We start from the raw sequence: 12,625 nt of genomic DNA, 5'->3' as shown, positions 1-12,625 counted from the left end.
GTAAGAAATCAGTGGGATTTATATACGTCCGGGTTTCCGCTCTCTTCCCGGCTTCTGACCCTCTCTGCGTTCATCTGCCCCCTTGTACCATAGGAGTCAGAAGCATACAGGTGCGCATTAGAGTCCGAGAAGGCCCGTTGTGTGTTGCCCTGGTACTCTTGTTCGTTGTTATTCACACCGCCGGACGGTGAAGAATACGATCCTCTGTAGTCAACCTGCGGGTAGGACGAAGTGCCGATGCGGGAGCTGTCCCCCTGGTTGTGTCCCCCATCTCTATGGGAGGCGTTGTAGGAGGGCGCCGGCTGCTCCGGCGTCCGGTAGGCGGGCGTCTGCGTGTAAGAGCCGGAGTCTGCGTAGGAATGTGTATATCCGCGATTGTCATAAGGCGACCCCGCCTGATGTGCGGAAGACAAACCACCGTTATCCGGTCTACCAGACTGTGCCTGACTCCCGTACCCGCTGCCGGAAGAGGCTGCAAATCCGGCGCCCTGTCCATGGAGAGAATCGGAAGTTGCCGGTGCATAACCATTTCCCGGCTGCTCATTCACAGCTTGAAATGTGTGCAGGTAAGTCTTCGCGGTATGATCATGCATGGTCGGCACCTGGTATTGTCCCTGGGCATTCAGGAACAAGAATACCTCATAGGCATGATCGGCCGCTGCCACGGCAAAAGTCAGCAGCATCCGGCGGATGTTCGGATCGGCGCATTCCAGGGCGGCAGCCATCTGATTGCGGGAACTGTTTTTATGGCAGCAAAGCACAGCTGTCAAGATTTGTTCATCTCCCAGCGTACCGTCGGTACGCGGCGACTGCTGAGCCGGATGGCGGAGCCCATAGGCGATATCCTGGACAGGCACCGCCGGCGGCTGCCCATAGGCGTGCGGCTGTCCGGCTGCACTGTAATCATGCGTATAGGCTACCAGTTCGTTGTAATGCTGGATAGCAGAATAGAGATGCTGCTGAACGAGGGCACCCACCTGCGGGTGACTCGACATTCCGGCATACAGTGAAAAATGCTGGATCATGTTCATTTTCTCAGTTAGTATCTCGTGTACTTCGACAGTTTCATGGGCTCCAAACGGCATGGAGATCAGCTCCTTCACATGACCTTATGCAACTATATTTCCCTCTTAAATGGAATTTTATGCATAGTCGAGTGTGAGCTTCATCCGGTTCCCCCTTTAACTTGTATTCAATACGGCCGGCAAACCTAGTTCGTTGCTTAAGGAGAAATTTTCTTTTTTTGTGATATAATAAAAGGGATGAATTCCGCGGACGGATTTTTGATGACAGAAATTATACGCAGCAGGAATGAGGGATAGCATGATCAATTGGAAAGTTAATCTGGCTGTCCTGTGGATCGGACAGTTTTTTGTAATGGCCGGCATGACTATGATCATGCCCTTTCTGCCTTTATATTTGAAGGAAATGGGTCTTCAGGATGCGCAAGAAATCGCAACGTGGACCGGCATCATTTTTGCAGGCAACTTTGTGACCTCCTTTCTTTTTCAGCCGTTCTGGGGAGGTATGGCGGACCGCTATGGCCGTAAAGTAATGCTCCTCCGTTCGGGGTTCGGAATGGCCATAGTGATGACGACCATGGGCTTCGCACATGCCCCATGGGTTCTCCTGGTGCTCAGGCTCGTCAACGGAACCATCTCGGGCTATGCGCCCGCTGCCGTTGCGCTCATGTCCACGAACACGCCTCGCGATAAAATCGGATTCGCCATGGGCACTCTTCAGTCAGGCGCAGTAGCCGGTACCATTTTGGGACCGCTTATCGGCGGCCTTTTAGCTGAACTTATTGGGTTCCGTTATATTTTTTATGTGACCGGAGCTATGCTTTTTATCGCTACCGTAGTAACGATGCTGCTGGTCAAAGAAAAATTCAATGTCGAGGAAGCGAAGAAACGGCCCAAAGTGTCTGTCATGCAGGGATATCGGGATCTGCGGCCGATCCGCCAGCTTATTGCCCTTTACTCGATTACATTCGTTATTCAATTCTCGATCCAGTCCTCTATGCCGCTTATGGCTCTATTCGTAGAAGAACTGCATGGAACGGGTGAGCTCCTGGCTTTCTACGCGGGTATGGTAGGTTCCATCACCGGGTTCTCCAACATGGCCGCGGCCCCGCTGCTCGGTAAATTGTCCGACAAGATCGGCCCGCAGCGTATTCTGATCTTCTCGCTGGCCGGAGCGGCAATCTTCTTCATCCCGCAGGCATTCGTACAGAATGTCTGGCAGCTTATGGCTGCGCGCTTCTGCCTCGGAATCTTTATCGGAGGTCTGCTTCCGACCGTCAATTCCCTGATCCGGACGTATACGCCCGTAGGCATGGAGAGCCGTTCATACAGTTTCAATACGAGTGCCTTGTCCCTTGGCAACATGCTCGGGCCTGTTACCGGCGGTATGCTGTCGGGATTCCTTAACATCCGCCAGCTCTTCCTGTTCGCCGCTTTCATGCTGGCGGTCAATGCGGTGTGGTCCTACCGCACCCTGATGAAATCACCTTCGAATCCGTCCATCAAACCCGGTGAATGAGGAATTGTAAACCAACAGCGGGGAGAATTAAGCCGGACCCCGACTCAAAGAGGCGATTATTTCCCACTCAAGCATGGCGGGAAATAATCGCCTCTTCGTAATTACAGCCGCTTTTACGGATCAGCGCACCCTTGCAATCGCAAGCCCGTCATATGCAGGCAGCATCGTGCTCTCAAGCCGGGGGTCCGATGCAAACTGCCGGTTGAACTGCCGCATAGCTTCAACTGATTTCTTCTTCACAGCCGGATCGACGGTACGGCCTCTCATCAGAATATTATCGCCGACAATCAGCGCGCCCGGGTTAGCCAGCCCGATCGCATACTCCAGATAATTCGGGTAATTGACCTTGTCCGCATCAATGAAGAACAGGTCAAACTTGGCACCCTCCGAGCGCAGTGCCTCCAGACTCTCGGCAGCATTCCCGATCCGGTAGCCGATGAAGGAACCGAATCCGGCTGCCTGCACGTTAAGCCGGGCCGTCTCAGCGAAGGCCTCGTTGATTTCAAGCGACAGGACTTGACCTCCCTCACTCAGCCCTCTGGCCAGGCAGATTGCACTGTAGCCCCCCAATGCGCCGATTTCCAGCACCTTGCTCGCTCCGATCATCCTCACCATCATCGTGAGCAGCCGGCCATAGCCGGGAGCTACGGAAATCTCCGGCATATTATTCGCGCGAATGGACGCGTTGACCAGCTCTAGCGCTTCATCCTCCGGGTATAACCGTTCTAAGTAGGTTTCCGGATTAAGATCATCTGCCGCAACTGCGCCTTGGGACGGCGAAGAGCCATCCGCCCTCAAGCCCGCTTCTTCTCCGGGAGTTGTTGATTGTTGTTTGTCGGTCATGCAGATGTCCTCTTTTCTGGCAATTGCCCCGCCTGACTACGGCGGGGATTCCTTTTTATCCCTGACTCTTTTATAATCGGTTCTATCGAATTTGTACATATAAACGGCCCGCCTGAATCAGTGACGTCATTGTAAACCAAAAAACGCTTCCGTTCAACCGCTGCAAACCGGGATCTAATTCACATAAGTCCGATTTGTCACCTGCCTCTCTTTCCCCTATACTTAGAAATTACACGGACACCACCGGAAAGGAACTGAAAGCATGGCTAAACTGGATCTGATTGCCACATGTCCAATGGGACTTGAAGCGATCGTCGCAAGAGAAATACGTGAGCTCGGATACGAAGACGTCACCGTAGAGAATGGCCGGGTTACATTTACAGGAGACGAGCTGGCGGTATGCAGGGCCAATTTATGGCTCCGTACGGCCGACCGCATCCTGATCAAAATGGGACAGTTTGAAGCCCGCACATTCGATGAGCTTTTTGAAGGCACCAAGGCGCTGGACTGGCCGGACTGGATTCCGGGAGACGGGGAATTCCCCGTAGAAGGACGGTCCCACAAATCCCAGCTGTCGAGCGTACCTGCCTGCCAGGGGATTGTAAAGAAAGCTATCGTCGAGAAAATGAAAGAACGTTATCATACCGATTGGTTTCATGAGGATGGCCCGCTCTATGTCATCGAGGTATCCCTGCTTAACGATATAGCCACCCTTACTCTTGATACAACCGGCCCTAGTCTTCATAAAAGAGGCTACCGCAAGCTCGTAACGGAGGCGCCGCTCAAAGAAACGATGGCGGCTGCCATGATCAATCTCAGCCGATGGCGCCCGGAAAGGCCCCTATACGATCCGTTCTGCGGTTCCGGTACGATCCTGATCGAAGCAGCTATGATCGGTTGGAACATTGCACCCGGTCTGCGGCGCTCTTTCCCCTCCGAAGCTTGGGATGCCATCGGTGAAGACCGCTGGGAACAGGCACGCGAGGAAGCTTATGATTCCTTGCAGGATGACAAGCCCCTTGAGATCGCCGGTTCCGATATTGATCCGAAGGCGATCGAAGTCGCCCAGGCGGCAGCTAAAGCGGCCGGATTGGCTAACGAGCTGAAATTCTATGTAGAGCCGGTAGTCAAAGCCCGCCCGCGCGGCGATTACGGCTGTCTGATTACGAACCCGCCCTATGGCGAGCGGCTGGGAGATCAGAAGGAAGTGGAGCGCGCCCTGCGGCAGCTCGGCAACCTCTCCGCTTCCATTCCGACCTGGAGTACATTCGTGCTGAGCCCCAGCAAGCAGCTGGAGCATAATTTCAACCGTTCCGCGGATAAGCGCCGCAAGCTGTTTAACGGACGGATCGAATGCCAGCTGTATCAATATTTCGGCCCTCTGCCGCCTAGAAACGTGAATAAAGAGCCTTCTGACCAGTAGCCTGTAATATCAGCTAGCGGAGCAGCCTCCTTAACAGGTCCTATACAATGGACCTAGTTTAAGGGGGCTTTTTTAGATAGAGGGACCCTAATCAGGCATTTGAAGCTGAAATTTGATAAATTTTTGATAAAATCTTCCCATTTTCAGTTGGGTATGGTACTATTTACATAGGAAATACTACCCATACTATTAACTAGGGGGAACCATTATGCAAGGGTTTCTGGCACTCTTCTCATTCACCGTTTCCATTCTTATGTTTGCTGTCTTCGTCTATTCCAACAACAACCCATCCAAGGTTCCGTTCCTCCAGCGTCCGCTGGTGCGTAAATCCGCAGCGCTCCTTTCCGTGCTCGCTTTTGTCGCAGCTATTACCGTCAGCCCTAAATCCGATGCAGGGATGCACACAAACGCGGATAGAAGCTCCATTACAAGCGCTCCGTTAGATTCGGATCGCGCCAAGTAGACAGCTCGTATTTTCCCAGCACATTAAGGCAGCCGTAAGTCTTCCGTTTCTTTTTCTGCCGGGTTATAGATCTGTCTTCTGTTTATAGAGAAGAAATAACAACATCCCACACCACTTGAAGAAGCGGTATGGGATGTTTTTTGAGCTTGTACCGAAACTTGAGAAGTCTTTCTCATTTGTAGACATGTAGAGAATCACTATTCATCAGAGGGCTTGATTCCGGCTGAGATCTGATTCCGTCCTTCTTGCAAGCAGCAGGCTCCCTCTCCAATAGAGCAAAGAGCTGGACATCGTAACCACGGCCATAACGAGGAACATGGAACCTCCCATTGAAGCGAGCAGAATGCCGCCGACCCAAGGCCCTATGAAATGGCCGAGGCTGGTCAGCGTCTGAGCTCCGAAGTACGTGCCCCTCATATGCTCGGGAGCGATCCGGTCCATTAGCATCGTAGCGGCCGGGAAGTTCAAGGTTTCGCCGACAGTGAACACAACCATAGAGGCAAGGAGCAGCATCCAGTGATCCGATAAAGCAAACCCTACATCCCCGAGTGCAAAAAGAACGTTGCCAAGTACGATAGAGAGAAGAGGGGATCTATTCTCTGTTAATCTGGCAAGCGGCAGTTGAAGCACAATTACGGTGAGAGCGTTGACGCTCATCATAGCGGCAAAGAGCTTCACCCCGTCCGCGAAGCTTTCGTTAATGTACTGCGATAAGGTAATCGCCATCTGGGAGTAACCGATCGCTCCGATCATGCCGCCAAGCAGCTGGTAGCGGAGCGTCATATCTTTGCGTACGACGTGCCAGGCAGCTGAGAACGTAATCCGCTCTTTCACCTCTGCTGCGACGTGCTTGATTCTGAATTTGTTCATCATCGTCCAGAGGAATACCGCATAGGCGAGGTAAACAAATCCGGTAATGAGGAAAGGGAGGGACCCTTTAATCATTCCGAAATACGCGCCCATCAGCGGACCGACCGCTACTCCTATGTTGATGGCCAGATAACGCAGCGAGTATACGCGCAGCCGTTTGTCTTTCTCCGTCAAATCCGCCATAAGGGCCTGCGAAACAGGCTCATAGAAAGAGCGGCATAACCCGCTGATGAGATTCAGCAATAGGAACAAGAACGGGTGCGAGACGAGTGAAAATCCGATAAACACGGCTCCCCAGGTGAACAGCGCTCCCTGCATCACCGCCTTGCGCCCAATACGGTCGGACAGGGTGCCTCCGATAAACCCGCCGACAGTTCCAGCCAGTGAGCTGGCACCGATAACAAGCCCGATCATACCCTTGCTCATGGACGTGGTATCAACCAGATAGAGGGCAAGAAACGGCATACTCATTGAAGATGCGGCCCGTGCCATCACGGTACCAAACAGCAAGGTATGCACAATCGGATGATACGAAGATAGAAAATGCCGAATCCGGTTCAAGTGTAGTGGTTCTCCTTTCTGTCAGCATCCAACCGGCAGGTCCAATCTCCTTTACCTTCGGTCAATAAAAGTTTATTGGAGTCATTATACACGAAATTTCATTCGCCACCTACAAAAAAAAATCCACACAACATCTTGTGTGGATTTGGTGATTTCTACCTTACTGGTCTTCCCGGGTCCTGGAACTTCACTTATAGAGACTGAGTCATCCATACCAATTCGTGGGTCGTCACAAATCCCGCCTGCTTCAGCAAATGAACCAGATGCTCTCCGCTGGACCGAAGATGAGATACATTCCTGGCCAGCCCCAGATCCTGACCCGCTGGGTTGGCATATACGGCCTGCAAAAGCAGAGTCAGGATGCTGCGTTCATCCTCAGCGGAAGGCGCAGCTTCACACTGGTACAATACGATGCCTGTCTGGCGGCCATCTGCATTAAATGTGCGCTTGTATAGGGCATAACCTGCCGGTTGTCCGTCCGAGAGCACTATCACCGACTCTCCTGCGGTCAGGCTCGCCCAACTGCCCTGCCACGCCTCTGCCGCTGGATAGAAAGGCAGCTTGGCTGCATCACGGGCGGTACCCCGCCGAAGCGTGTAGACTCGGCCGTTCCGTTCTAAAGATCCTGCAGGCGGATGTCCTTGCTCTTCCCAGGCCCGGTCGCCGAATATGCCATAAGGAGCAGTTCCCGCCGGAGTCTGGACTTCCGGTACACTCGTATTCGCATTGCTACCGAATTTCATCTGAAGCAGAACTTCCCGTGTACGGTAACCCAGCGATTCATACAACCGGATTGCTCCTGTATTCTCCCGGAAAGCTTCGATCGTTGAAACCGAGACACCCTCCTGCCTGTATATTTCCAGGGAGGCTTCCAGCAGTCGGCTGCCGACCCTCTGACCACGGTACGAAGGAATCACGGCCGTACCTCCGTTCCACGAAACAAGCCGATCCCCCGCCTTCCGAATCCCATTAAGAAGAAATCCGACCGGTCTATCCCCCTCACAAGCGATCAGGGAATGATCGGCAGAAAGCCCCTCGTTCACGAAGCGGCTTAAGTACGCATCCGCACTTAACTTCATCGGGACATAATAATCGCCGAATCCTTCATTCCATACTTCCACTGCCTGATGTACCGAGCAGTCACGCAACCTTTTTAACACAAGCATCGTCTCATCCCCCGCTCTTCAACCCTGTTTGTCCTTGTATTGTATCATATCGTCTATTCCGCCCTGAATCCGGTTCATGGAATGACGGCAAGATGACGTCAAGGTGCGCCTCTGCGAGTAAAAAAACGGGTAGGGTTTGTGGAAAAAAACGGTTGCGCATATAATAGATATATACAGGTATGGAAGGTGGGACGACACATGAGAATTGCGATCAGCGGAGGAACCGGCTTTATCGGTGGACATCTTATCTCGTATTTCACACAAAGACAAGACGAGCTCATTCTCATATCCCGGTCTGATCCGGGTAAGTCGCTCCCTGGCGTCCGTACGATTACCTGGTCCGAAATCGAACAGGACCCGCATAGCCTTGAAGGTTTGGACGCCTGGATTAATCTGGCCGGTGCTTCTATTAATCAGCGGTGGAGCGAAACCGCCAAACGGCAAATTCTCGCCTCGCGGTTGAAAACGACTGCAGCCGTGGCGAACGCTGTCAGCGCACTGCACAACAAGCCTCCGGTCGTTATTAACGCATCCGGGATGTCTATTTACGGCACTTCGGAAACCGATACATATGATGAATTCAGCCCTCCGCGGCTGACTGATTTTCTGGCTGAAGTCGTCGAACAGTGGGAGGAAGCGGCTGATCGCATCGCGGCGGCACGAGTCGTCAAAGTCCGTGTCGGCATCGTGCTCGGCACGGATGGAGGCGCCTTCCCCAAAATGGCTTTGCCCTATAAGCTGGGGGTAGGCGGCCCGATCGGAAGCGGCAATCAGTGGATGTCTTGGATCCACATAGACGACATGGTCCGGTTAATCGATACCTGCATCCGCAACGATGAGATCGAAGGGCCCGTTAATGCAACGGCCCCGAATCCCGTACGCAACCGCGAATTTGGAGAGGTGCTCGCCGGTGTCCTGCACCGTCCGAACCTCTTCCGCGTCCCTTCCTGGGTCATGAAAGGATTGTTCGGTGAATTATCTGTCCTGCTTCTGGAAGGACAACGGGTACTTCCCCGAAAGCTGCTGGAACATGAATTCCAATTCACCTACCCGGCACTGGAAGAAGCCCTCCTGGATTTGACAGGCAAGCCCGGCCGCAGCGGCCCTCCCCCATCTCCTCAATAAAACGAAAAGCGGCCCGGACATTCGTCCGGGCCACTTTTCATTATTTAAGATGCTTCTTGGCTAATTCGATAGCTTCGTCTTCAGAAGGAGCCTTTATGTAACGCCCGTTTACGAATACAAAAGCGTAACGCTTGCAGGGTCCGCAATAAGACTTGCAGCCGATCTTAATCTCTTCTTCCGAAGAAACCAGCTTTTTTAGTTTGGAAACCGCGGACTTCACTTGCATATGCCTGCATTTCTCACAAATACGGATATCGTTAGCCATTAATGGTCTCCGTGGTTACCTTTGCTCGGATTCGTAATCATGAATCCTTCTTGAGGCATATAGAAATAATCAATACGGATTCCGTCGAGCAGAGGCTCATTCTTATCCAGCAGTACATCGATTTCTTTATCGGTCTTGACGACAACGTCGTTGTCCGTCTGTGTATCAAGTCCTAACGCGTAGTGAGCATGATCTCCATGATTATGACTGATTTGAACACGGACAAGAAGACCTGCGTTCTCTTCTTTCTCCAGTTCCATTTTCAAAACTTTTGCTGCGTTGCGAGTAATTTTGACGTTCATAGTCACATCTCCTGAAAAGTATAAATTCTTTTAATCTATATTGTAAAGAAACCGCCGCCTGAAATCAACATTAACACTCCAAGGCGTACAGGAAGAGCCTGATTATACTGATTAGGAAGCTGCAATTTCGCAAAAAAGAAACCGCCGCCCCATTTGAAATTTGTCTCATTATTTTATACTATTAGTGGTAGACTTTATTTGACAGGTAACAGATTATGTCTTCGGAACAGCACACTTTTGCACAGAAAAGAAACTAGAAGCTGCCGAAAAGTCATAGGTTTAAATAGACATTCAAATCGGCAGAGGAGATGTGATGAGTATGGTAACCATCAAAACTAAAGACGAAATCAACAAAATGCATGCCGCGGGCAAGCTGCTGGCCGCATGCCACCGGGAAATCGCTACAATGATCCGCCCGGGCATTACCACTTGGGAGATTGACCAGTTCGCCGAAGAGTTTATGCTTAAGAACGGTGCAACACCTGAACAAAAGGGGTACAACGGCTATCCCTATGCCACTTGCGCCTCCGTCAATGACGTCATTTGCCATGGTTTCCCTAAGAAAGAACCTCTTAACAACGGGGATATCGTAACCATCGACATGGTCGTCAATCTGGACGGCTGGCTGGCCGATTCGGCCTGGTCCTATGCCGTCGGCACGGTTACGGAGGAAGCCGGCAATCTGCTCAAAGATACCAAGGAGTCGCTCTACAAAGGGATCGAGCAGGCGGTCGTCGGCAACCGGATCGGCGACATTGCCCATGCTATTCAAGCATTTGCCGAAGCCAAGGGCTATTCTGTGGTCCGCGATTTCACCGGTCACGGAATTGGACAGAAGATGCATGAGGAGCCTCAGGTGCCTCACTACGGGCCTGCGGGACGCGGCACACGGCTCAAAGAAGGCATGGTGCTGACGATCGAGCCGATGCTGAACACGGGCATGTATTTTGCCACCGTAGATCTTGACGGATGGACAGCGCGCACGGTGGACGGCAGCTTATCCGCTCAATATGAGCACACGCTCGCGATTACAAGTGACGGGCCATTGATTCTGACAGCCCAATAGGCAGCGTTCAAATCGGATACGGAGGAATGCTATGATCTCGTTCTACAAACGGTACTACAAGACCATCTTAGATATCGCACTTATTGTGCTGACGGTCTTCCTGTTTATGAAACTGTTCAGTTTCATGTACCGTATAGCGACGCCCATCTTCTGGGCGTTCGTCATCTTCATGATGATCGAACCGCTGGCCCGCTTCCTGAACCGGAAAGGCCTCAAGAAAATGCTGGCTACAACGATATCTACCCTGCTCTTCATTTTAATTGTCCTTGCCGTATTTACAGGAGCCGGTTATCTGTTCACAACCCAACTGGATAATTTACTGAGCGTTCTGCCTAAATACACCCAGCTTCTGCAAGAACAAATTACAAAACGGACCGCTGATCTTCAGAACAGTATTGCGGCATTACCTCCGGATGTGATCGATAAAACAAGGGAAATCGCCAATCAAATGGCAGCCAAGGCGACTAACTTTGCTACAAATTTCCTGCAGACGCTGCTCCATTTCTTGACGACGGGGATTACGGGTCTGGTGTCTTCATTCTCCAGCATGATGATCAATTTCGTAGCCGGCATCATTCTGGCGTTCTTCCTGAGTCTCGAAATTAACTGGTGGAAACGGACCGCAAGGGAAAAAACGCCTAAGACATTCGTAAAAGCGTATGATTTCCTAAGAGTAAACGTAATTAAAGGAATTGTATCTTATTTAAAATCTCAAGCCATTCTAATTTCCATTACCTTCGTGATGATTCTGGTTTCACTTATGATTCTCGGTGTGAATAACGCATTCACGATCGCGCTGCTGGCTGCTTTCTTCGATGTGCTGCCGCTGCTTGGCGTATCCGCGCTATTCGTGCCGTGGATAGCCTATCACTTTATTGCCGGAAGTACGGTAACAGCGATCTGGCTTACGGTTATTCTAGGTGTCACCGTACTTGTGAGACAAATACTGGAGCCCAAAATTACCGGGGAATCTCTTGGCGTCTCCGCGTTTACAATGCTATCCTTCATGATCATATCATTATCTCTATTCGGTGTAGCCGGAGTCATCCTTTCCCCTATCCTGATCATTCTCATCAAAGCTCTCTACGATCAAGGGTATTTGCGTAAATGGATCCGCTCACCCGAGAACGAATACTAGCACAAGCAAGAAGCCGGCTGGGCCTCTTGCCCGGCTCAGGCCAGCCCGATATCCGGAGCTGGCCTTTTTTTGTGCAGGCCATATGGATCGTGATATACTACAAAAGTGAGAGTGATTGTTAAAAATGGGAGGCATGTACCAATATGAACAAAGTCGCAAAAGAAATCGGAGGCTGGGCATTGTCGCTTGGAATGGCCTTTGCTATTGCCCTATTGATCGGTATTTTCGGAATTCAGCCCACCAAGGTGCTTGGACATTCCATGGACCCGACACTAGCCGATAATCAACGCATTTATGTGTCCAAGCTATCTCATACGCTGGGGCGCGAGCCGGATTACGGGGACATCGTGATTATCGACAGCCGTGTACAGCGGGAGCGTACGCTCAAAGACGACATTCTGGAGCACCCGTTCTTCACACTGCTCAGCGGAGAAATCGACGATAACTTGTATGTGAAAAGAGTCATCGGTAAAGCGGGCGACACACTGGAATTCAAGAATAACAAGGTGTACCGCAACGGCGAGCCGCTGGAAGAACCTTACGTGAACGGAGTTATGAGCTATCAATCCGCAGAAACCGTCATCGTTCCGGGCGGACACGTTTTTGTGATGGGAGACAACCGGAACAATTCTAAAGACAGCCGCGATATCGGTCCCGTGCCGCTTGACCATGTGCTGGGAATTAAAATCAACTGAACGCCCTCATAACCTATACACAAGAAACGGAGCCACAGATAATGTCTGCACGGCTCTATTTTTTATTCACAAAACGGTCACAACCTATTGTATGACCTCACATGATATGTTATATTAAAAGGGCGATAGAATAAGGGTTTCACGTTAATACCCTGCAAGAATTCATA

13 protein-coding genes are annotated in these 12,625 nt (G+C 51.3%); 7 read left to right on the top strand and 6 right to left on the bottom strand.

The window, feature by feature from the left end:
- Positions 1-8 precede the first annotated feature (8 nt).
- Entirely contained in the window at positions 9-1,085 is a 1,077-nt protein-coding gene (locus AR333_RS24100; RefSeq protein WP_084783456.1) for a spore coat protein, read from the bottom strand.
- 238 nt (positions 1,086-1,323) lie between these two features.
- Here AR333_RS24100 and AR333_RS01980 point away from each other — a divergent pair, with 238 nt between their 5' ends.
- On the top strand, positions 1,324-2,541 hold the full coding sequence (locus AR333_RS01980; protein WP_068773671.1) for an MFS transporter: 1,218 nt from the start codon (positions 1,324-1,326) through the stop codon (positions 2,539-2,541).
- A 120-nt stretch (positions 2,542-2,661) separates the two neighbouring features.
- On the opposite strand, the gene AR333_RS01975 is transcribed toward AR333_RS01980, so the two are convergent.
- The gene (locus tag AR333_RS01975) at positions 2,662-3,384 is read right to left on the bottom strand and encodes an O-methyltransferase (RefSeq protein ID WP_084783454.1); all 723 of its coding nucleotides are present in this window, start codon (positions 3,382-3,384) and stop codon (positions 2,662-2,664) included.
- A 262-nt stretch (positions 3,385-3,646) separates the two neighbouring features.
- Between AR333_RS01975 and AR333_RS01970 the strand changes: the two genes are divergently transcribed.
- On the top strand, positions 3,647-4,807 hold the full coding sequence (locus AR333_RS01970; RefSeq protein WP_068773670.1) for a class I SAM-dependent RNA methyltransferase: 1,161 nt from the start codon (positions 3,647-3,649) through the stop codon (positions 4,805-4,807).
- Between the two features lie 208 nt (positions 4,808-5,015).
- The gene (locus tag AR333_RS01965) at positions 5,016-5,270 is read left to right on the top strand and encodes a hypothetical protein (RefSeq protein ID WP_068773669.1); all 255 of its coding nucleotides are present in this window, start codon (positions 5,016-5,018) and stop codon (positions 5,268-5,270) included.
- A 204-nt stretch (positions 5,271-5,474) separates the two neighbouring features.
- Here AR333_RS01965 and AR333_RS01960 read toward each other — a convergent pair whose 3' ends face one another.
- Both AR333_RS01960 and AR333_RS01955 read right to left on the bottom strand, forming a co-directional pair.
- Entirely contained in the window at positions 5,475-6,701 is a 1,227-nt protein-coding gene (locus tag AR333_RS01960; RefSeq protein ID WP_068773668.1) for an MFS transporter, read from the bottom strand.
- A 191-nt stretch (positions 6,702-6,892) separates the two neighbouring features.
- Positions 6,893-7,867, bottom strand: a complete 975-nt coding sequence (locus tag AR333_RS01955) for a GNAT family N-acetyltransferase (protein WP_068773667.1) — start codon at positions 7,865-7,867, stop codon at positions 6,893-6,895.
- Positions 7,868-8,065: 198 nt separating this feature from the next.
- On the opposite strand from AR333_RS01955, the gene AR333_RS01950 reads away from it, so the two are divergent.
- Positions 8,066-8,992 (top strand): TIGR01777 family oxidoreductase, encoded by a 927-nt coding sequence (locus tag AR333_RS01950; protein ID WP_068773666.1) that lies wholly within the window; start codon positions 8,066-8,068, stop codon positions 8,990-8,992.
- A gap of 40 nt (positions 8,993-9,032) precedes the next feature.
- Here the strand turns inward: AR333_RS01950 and AR333_RS01945 are convergent, their stop codons facing one another.
- Together AR333_RS01945 and AR333_RS01940 are read right to left on the bottom strand one after the other, a co-directional pair.
- The gene (locus AR333_RS01945) at positions 9,033-9,257 is read right to left on the bottom strand and encodes a DUF1450 domain-containing protein (RefSeq protein WP_068773665.1); all 225 of its coding nucleotides are present in this window, start codon (positions 9,255-9,257) and stop codon (positions 9,033-9,035) included.
- On the bottom strand, positions 9,257-9,559 hold the full coding sequence (locus tag AR333_RS01940) for a heme biosynthesis protein HemY (protein ID WP_068773664.1): 303 nt from the start codon (positions 9,557-9,559) through the stop codon (positions 9,257-9,259). The genes AR333_RS01945 and AR333_RS01940 overlap by 1 nt, the downstream gene beginning before the upstream one ends.
- Positions 9,560-9,878: 319 nt before the next feature.
- Between AR333_RS01940 and map the strand changes: the two genes are divergently transcribed.
- The 3 genes from map (at position 9,879) to lepB (ending at position 12,458) form a co-directional block, all read left to right on the top strand.
- Complete coding sequence (gene map / locus AR333_RS01935) at positions 9,879-10,625, top strand: type I methionyl aminopeptidase (protein ID WP_068773663.1); 747 nt, start codon at positions 9,879-9,881, stop codon at positions 10,623-10,625.
- A gap of 31 nt (positions 10,626-10,656) precedes the next feature.
- The gene (gene ytvI, locus AR333_RS01930) at positions 10,657-11,763 is read left to right on the top strand and encodes a sporulation integral membrane protein YtvI (RefSeq protein ID WP_068773662.1); all 1,107 of its coding nucleotides are present in this window, start codon (positions 10,657-10,659) and stop codon (positions 11,761-11,763) included.
- A 143-nt stretch (positions 11,764-11,906) separates the two neighbouring features.
- Positions 11,907-12,458, top strand: a complete 552-nt coding sequence (gene lepB, locus AR333_RS01925; RefSeq protein WP_068773661.1) for a signal peptidase I — start codon at positions 11,907-11,909, stop codon at positions 12,456-12,458.
- Positions 12,459-12,625: the final 167 nt, after the last annotated feature.

The organism is Paenibacillus sp. FJAT-26967 (genome assembly GCF_001541095.1).
Taxonomy (GTDB): Bacteria; Bacillota; Bacilli; order Paenibacillales; family NBRC-103111; genus Paenibacillus_F.
The sequence above is the reverse complement of the archived record's forward strand: the minus strand, read 5'-3'. Positions and strand labels throughout refer to the sequence as shown.

What these genes read in the sequence shown, in the direction of transcription:
- AR333_RS24100 (WP_084783456.1), bottom strand. Translation starts at nt 1,085, where the DNA reads ATGCCGTTTGGAGCCCATGAAACTGTCGAAGTACACGAGATACTAACT.
- AR333_RS01980 (WP_068773671.1), top strand. Translation starts at nt 1,324, where the DNA reads ATGATCAATTGGAAAGTTAATCTGGCTGTCCTGTGGATCGGACAGTTT.
- AR333_RS01975 (WP_084783454.1), bottom strand. Translation starts at nt 3,384, where the DNA reads ATGACCGACAAACAACAATCAACAACTCCCGGAGAAGAAGCGGGCTTG.
- AR333_RS01970 (WP_068773670.1), top strand. Translation starts at nt 3,647, where the DNA reads ATGGCTAAACTGGATCTGATTGCCACATGTCCAATGGGACTTGAAGCG.
- AR333_RS01965 (WP_068773669.1), top strand. Translation starts at nt 5,016, where the DNA reads ATGCAAGGGTTTCTGGCACTCTTCTCATTCACCGTTTCCATTCTTATG.
- AR333_RS01955 (WP_068773667.1), bottom strand. Translation starts at nt 7,867, where the DNA reads ATGCTTGTGTTAAAAAGGTTGCGTGACTGCTCGGTACATCAGGCAGTG.
- AR333_RS01950 (WP_068773666.1), top strand. Translation starts at nt 8,066, where the DNA reads ATGAGAATTGCGATCAGCGGAGGAACCGGCTTTATCGGTGGACATCTT.
- AR333_RS01945 (WP_068773665.1), bottom strand. Translation starts at nt 9,257, where the DNA reads ATGGCTAACGATATCCGTATTTGTGAGAAATGCAGGCATATGCAAGTG.
- AR333_RS01940 (WP_068773664.1), bottom strand. Translation starts at nt 9,559, where the DNA reads ATGAACGTCAAAATTACTCGCAACGCAGCAAAAGTTTTGAAAATGGAA.
- map (WP_068773663.1), top strand. Translation starts at nt 9,879, where the DNA reads ATGGTAACCATCAAAACTAAAGACGAAATCAACAAAATGCATGCCGCG.
- ytvI (WP_068773662.1), top strand. Translation starts at nt 10,657, where the DNA reads ATGATCTCGTTCTACAAACGGTACTACAAGACCATCTTAGATATCGCA.
- lepB (WP_068773661.1), top strand. Translation starts at nt 11,907, where the DNA reads ATGAACAAAGTCGCAAAAGAAATCGGAGGCTGGGCATTGTCGCTTGGA.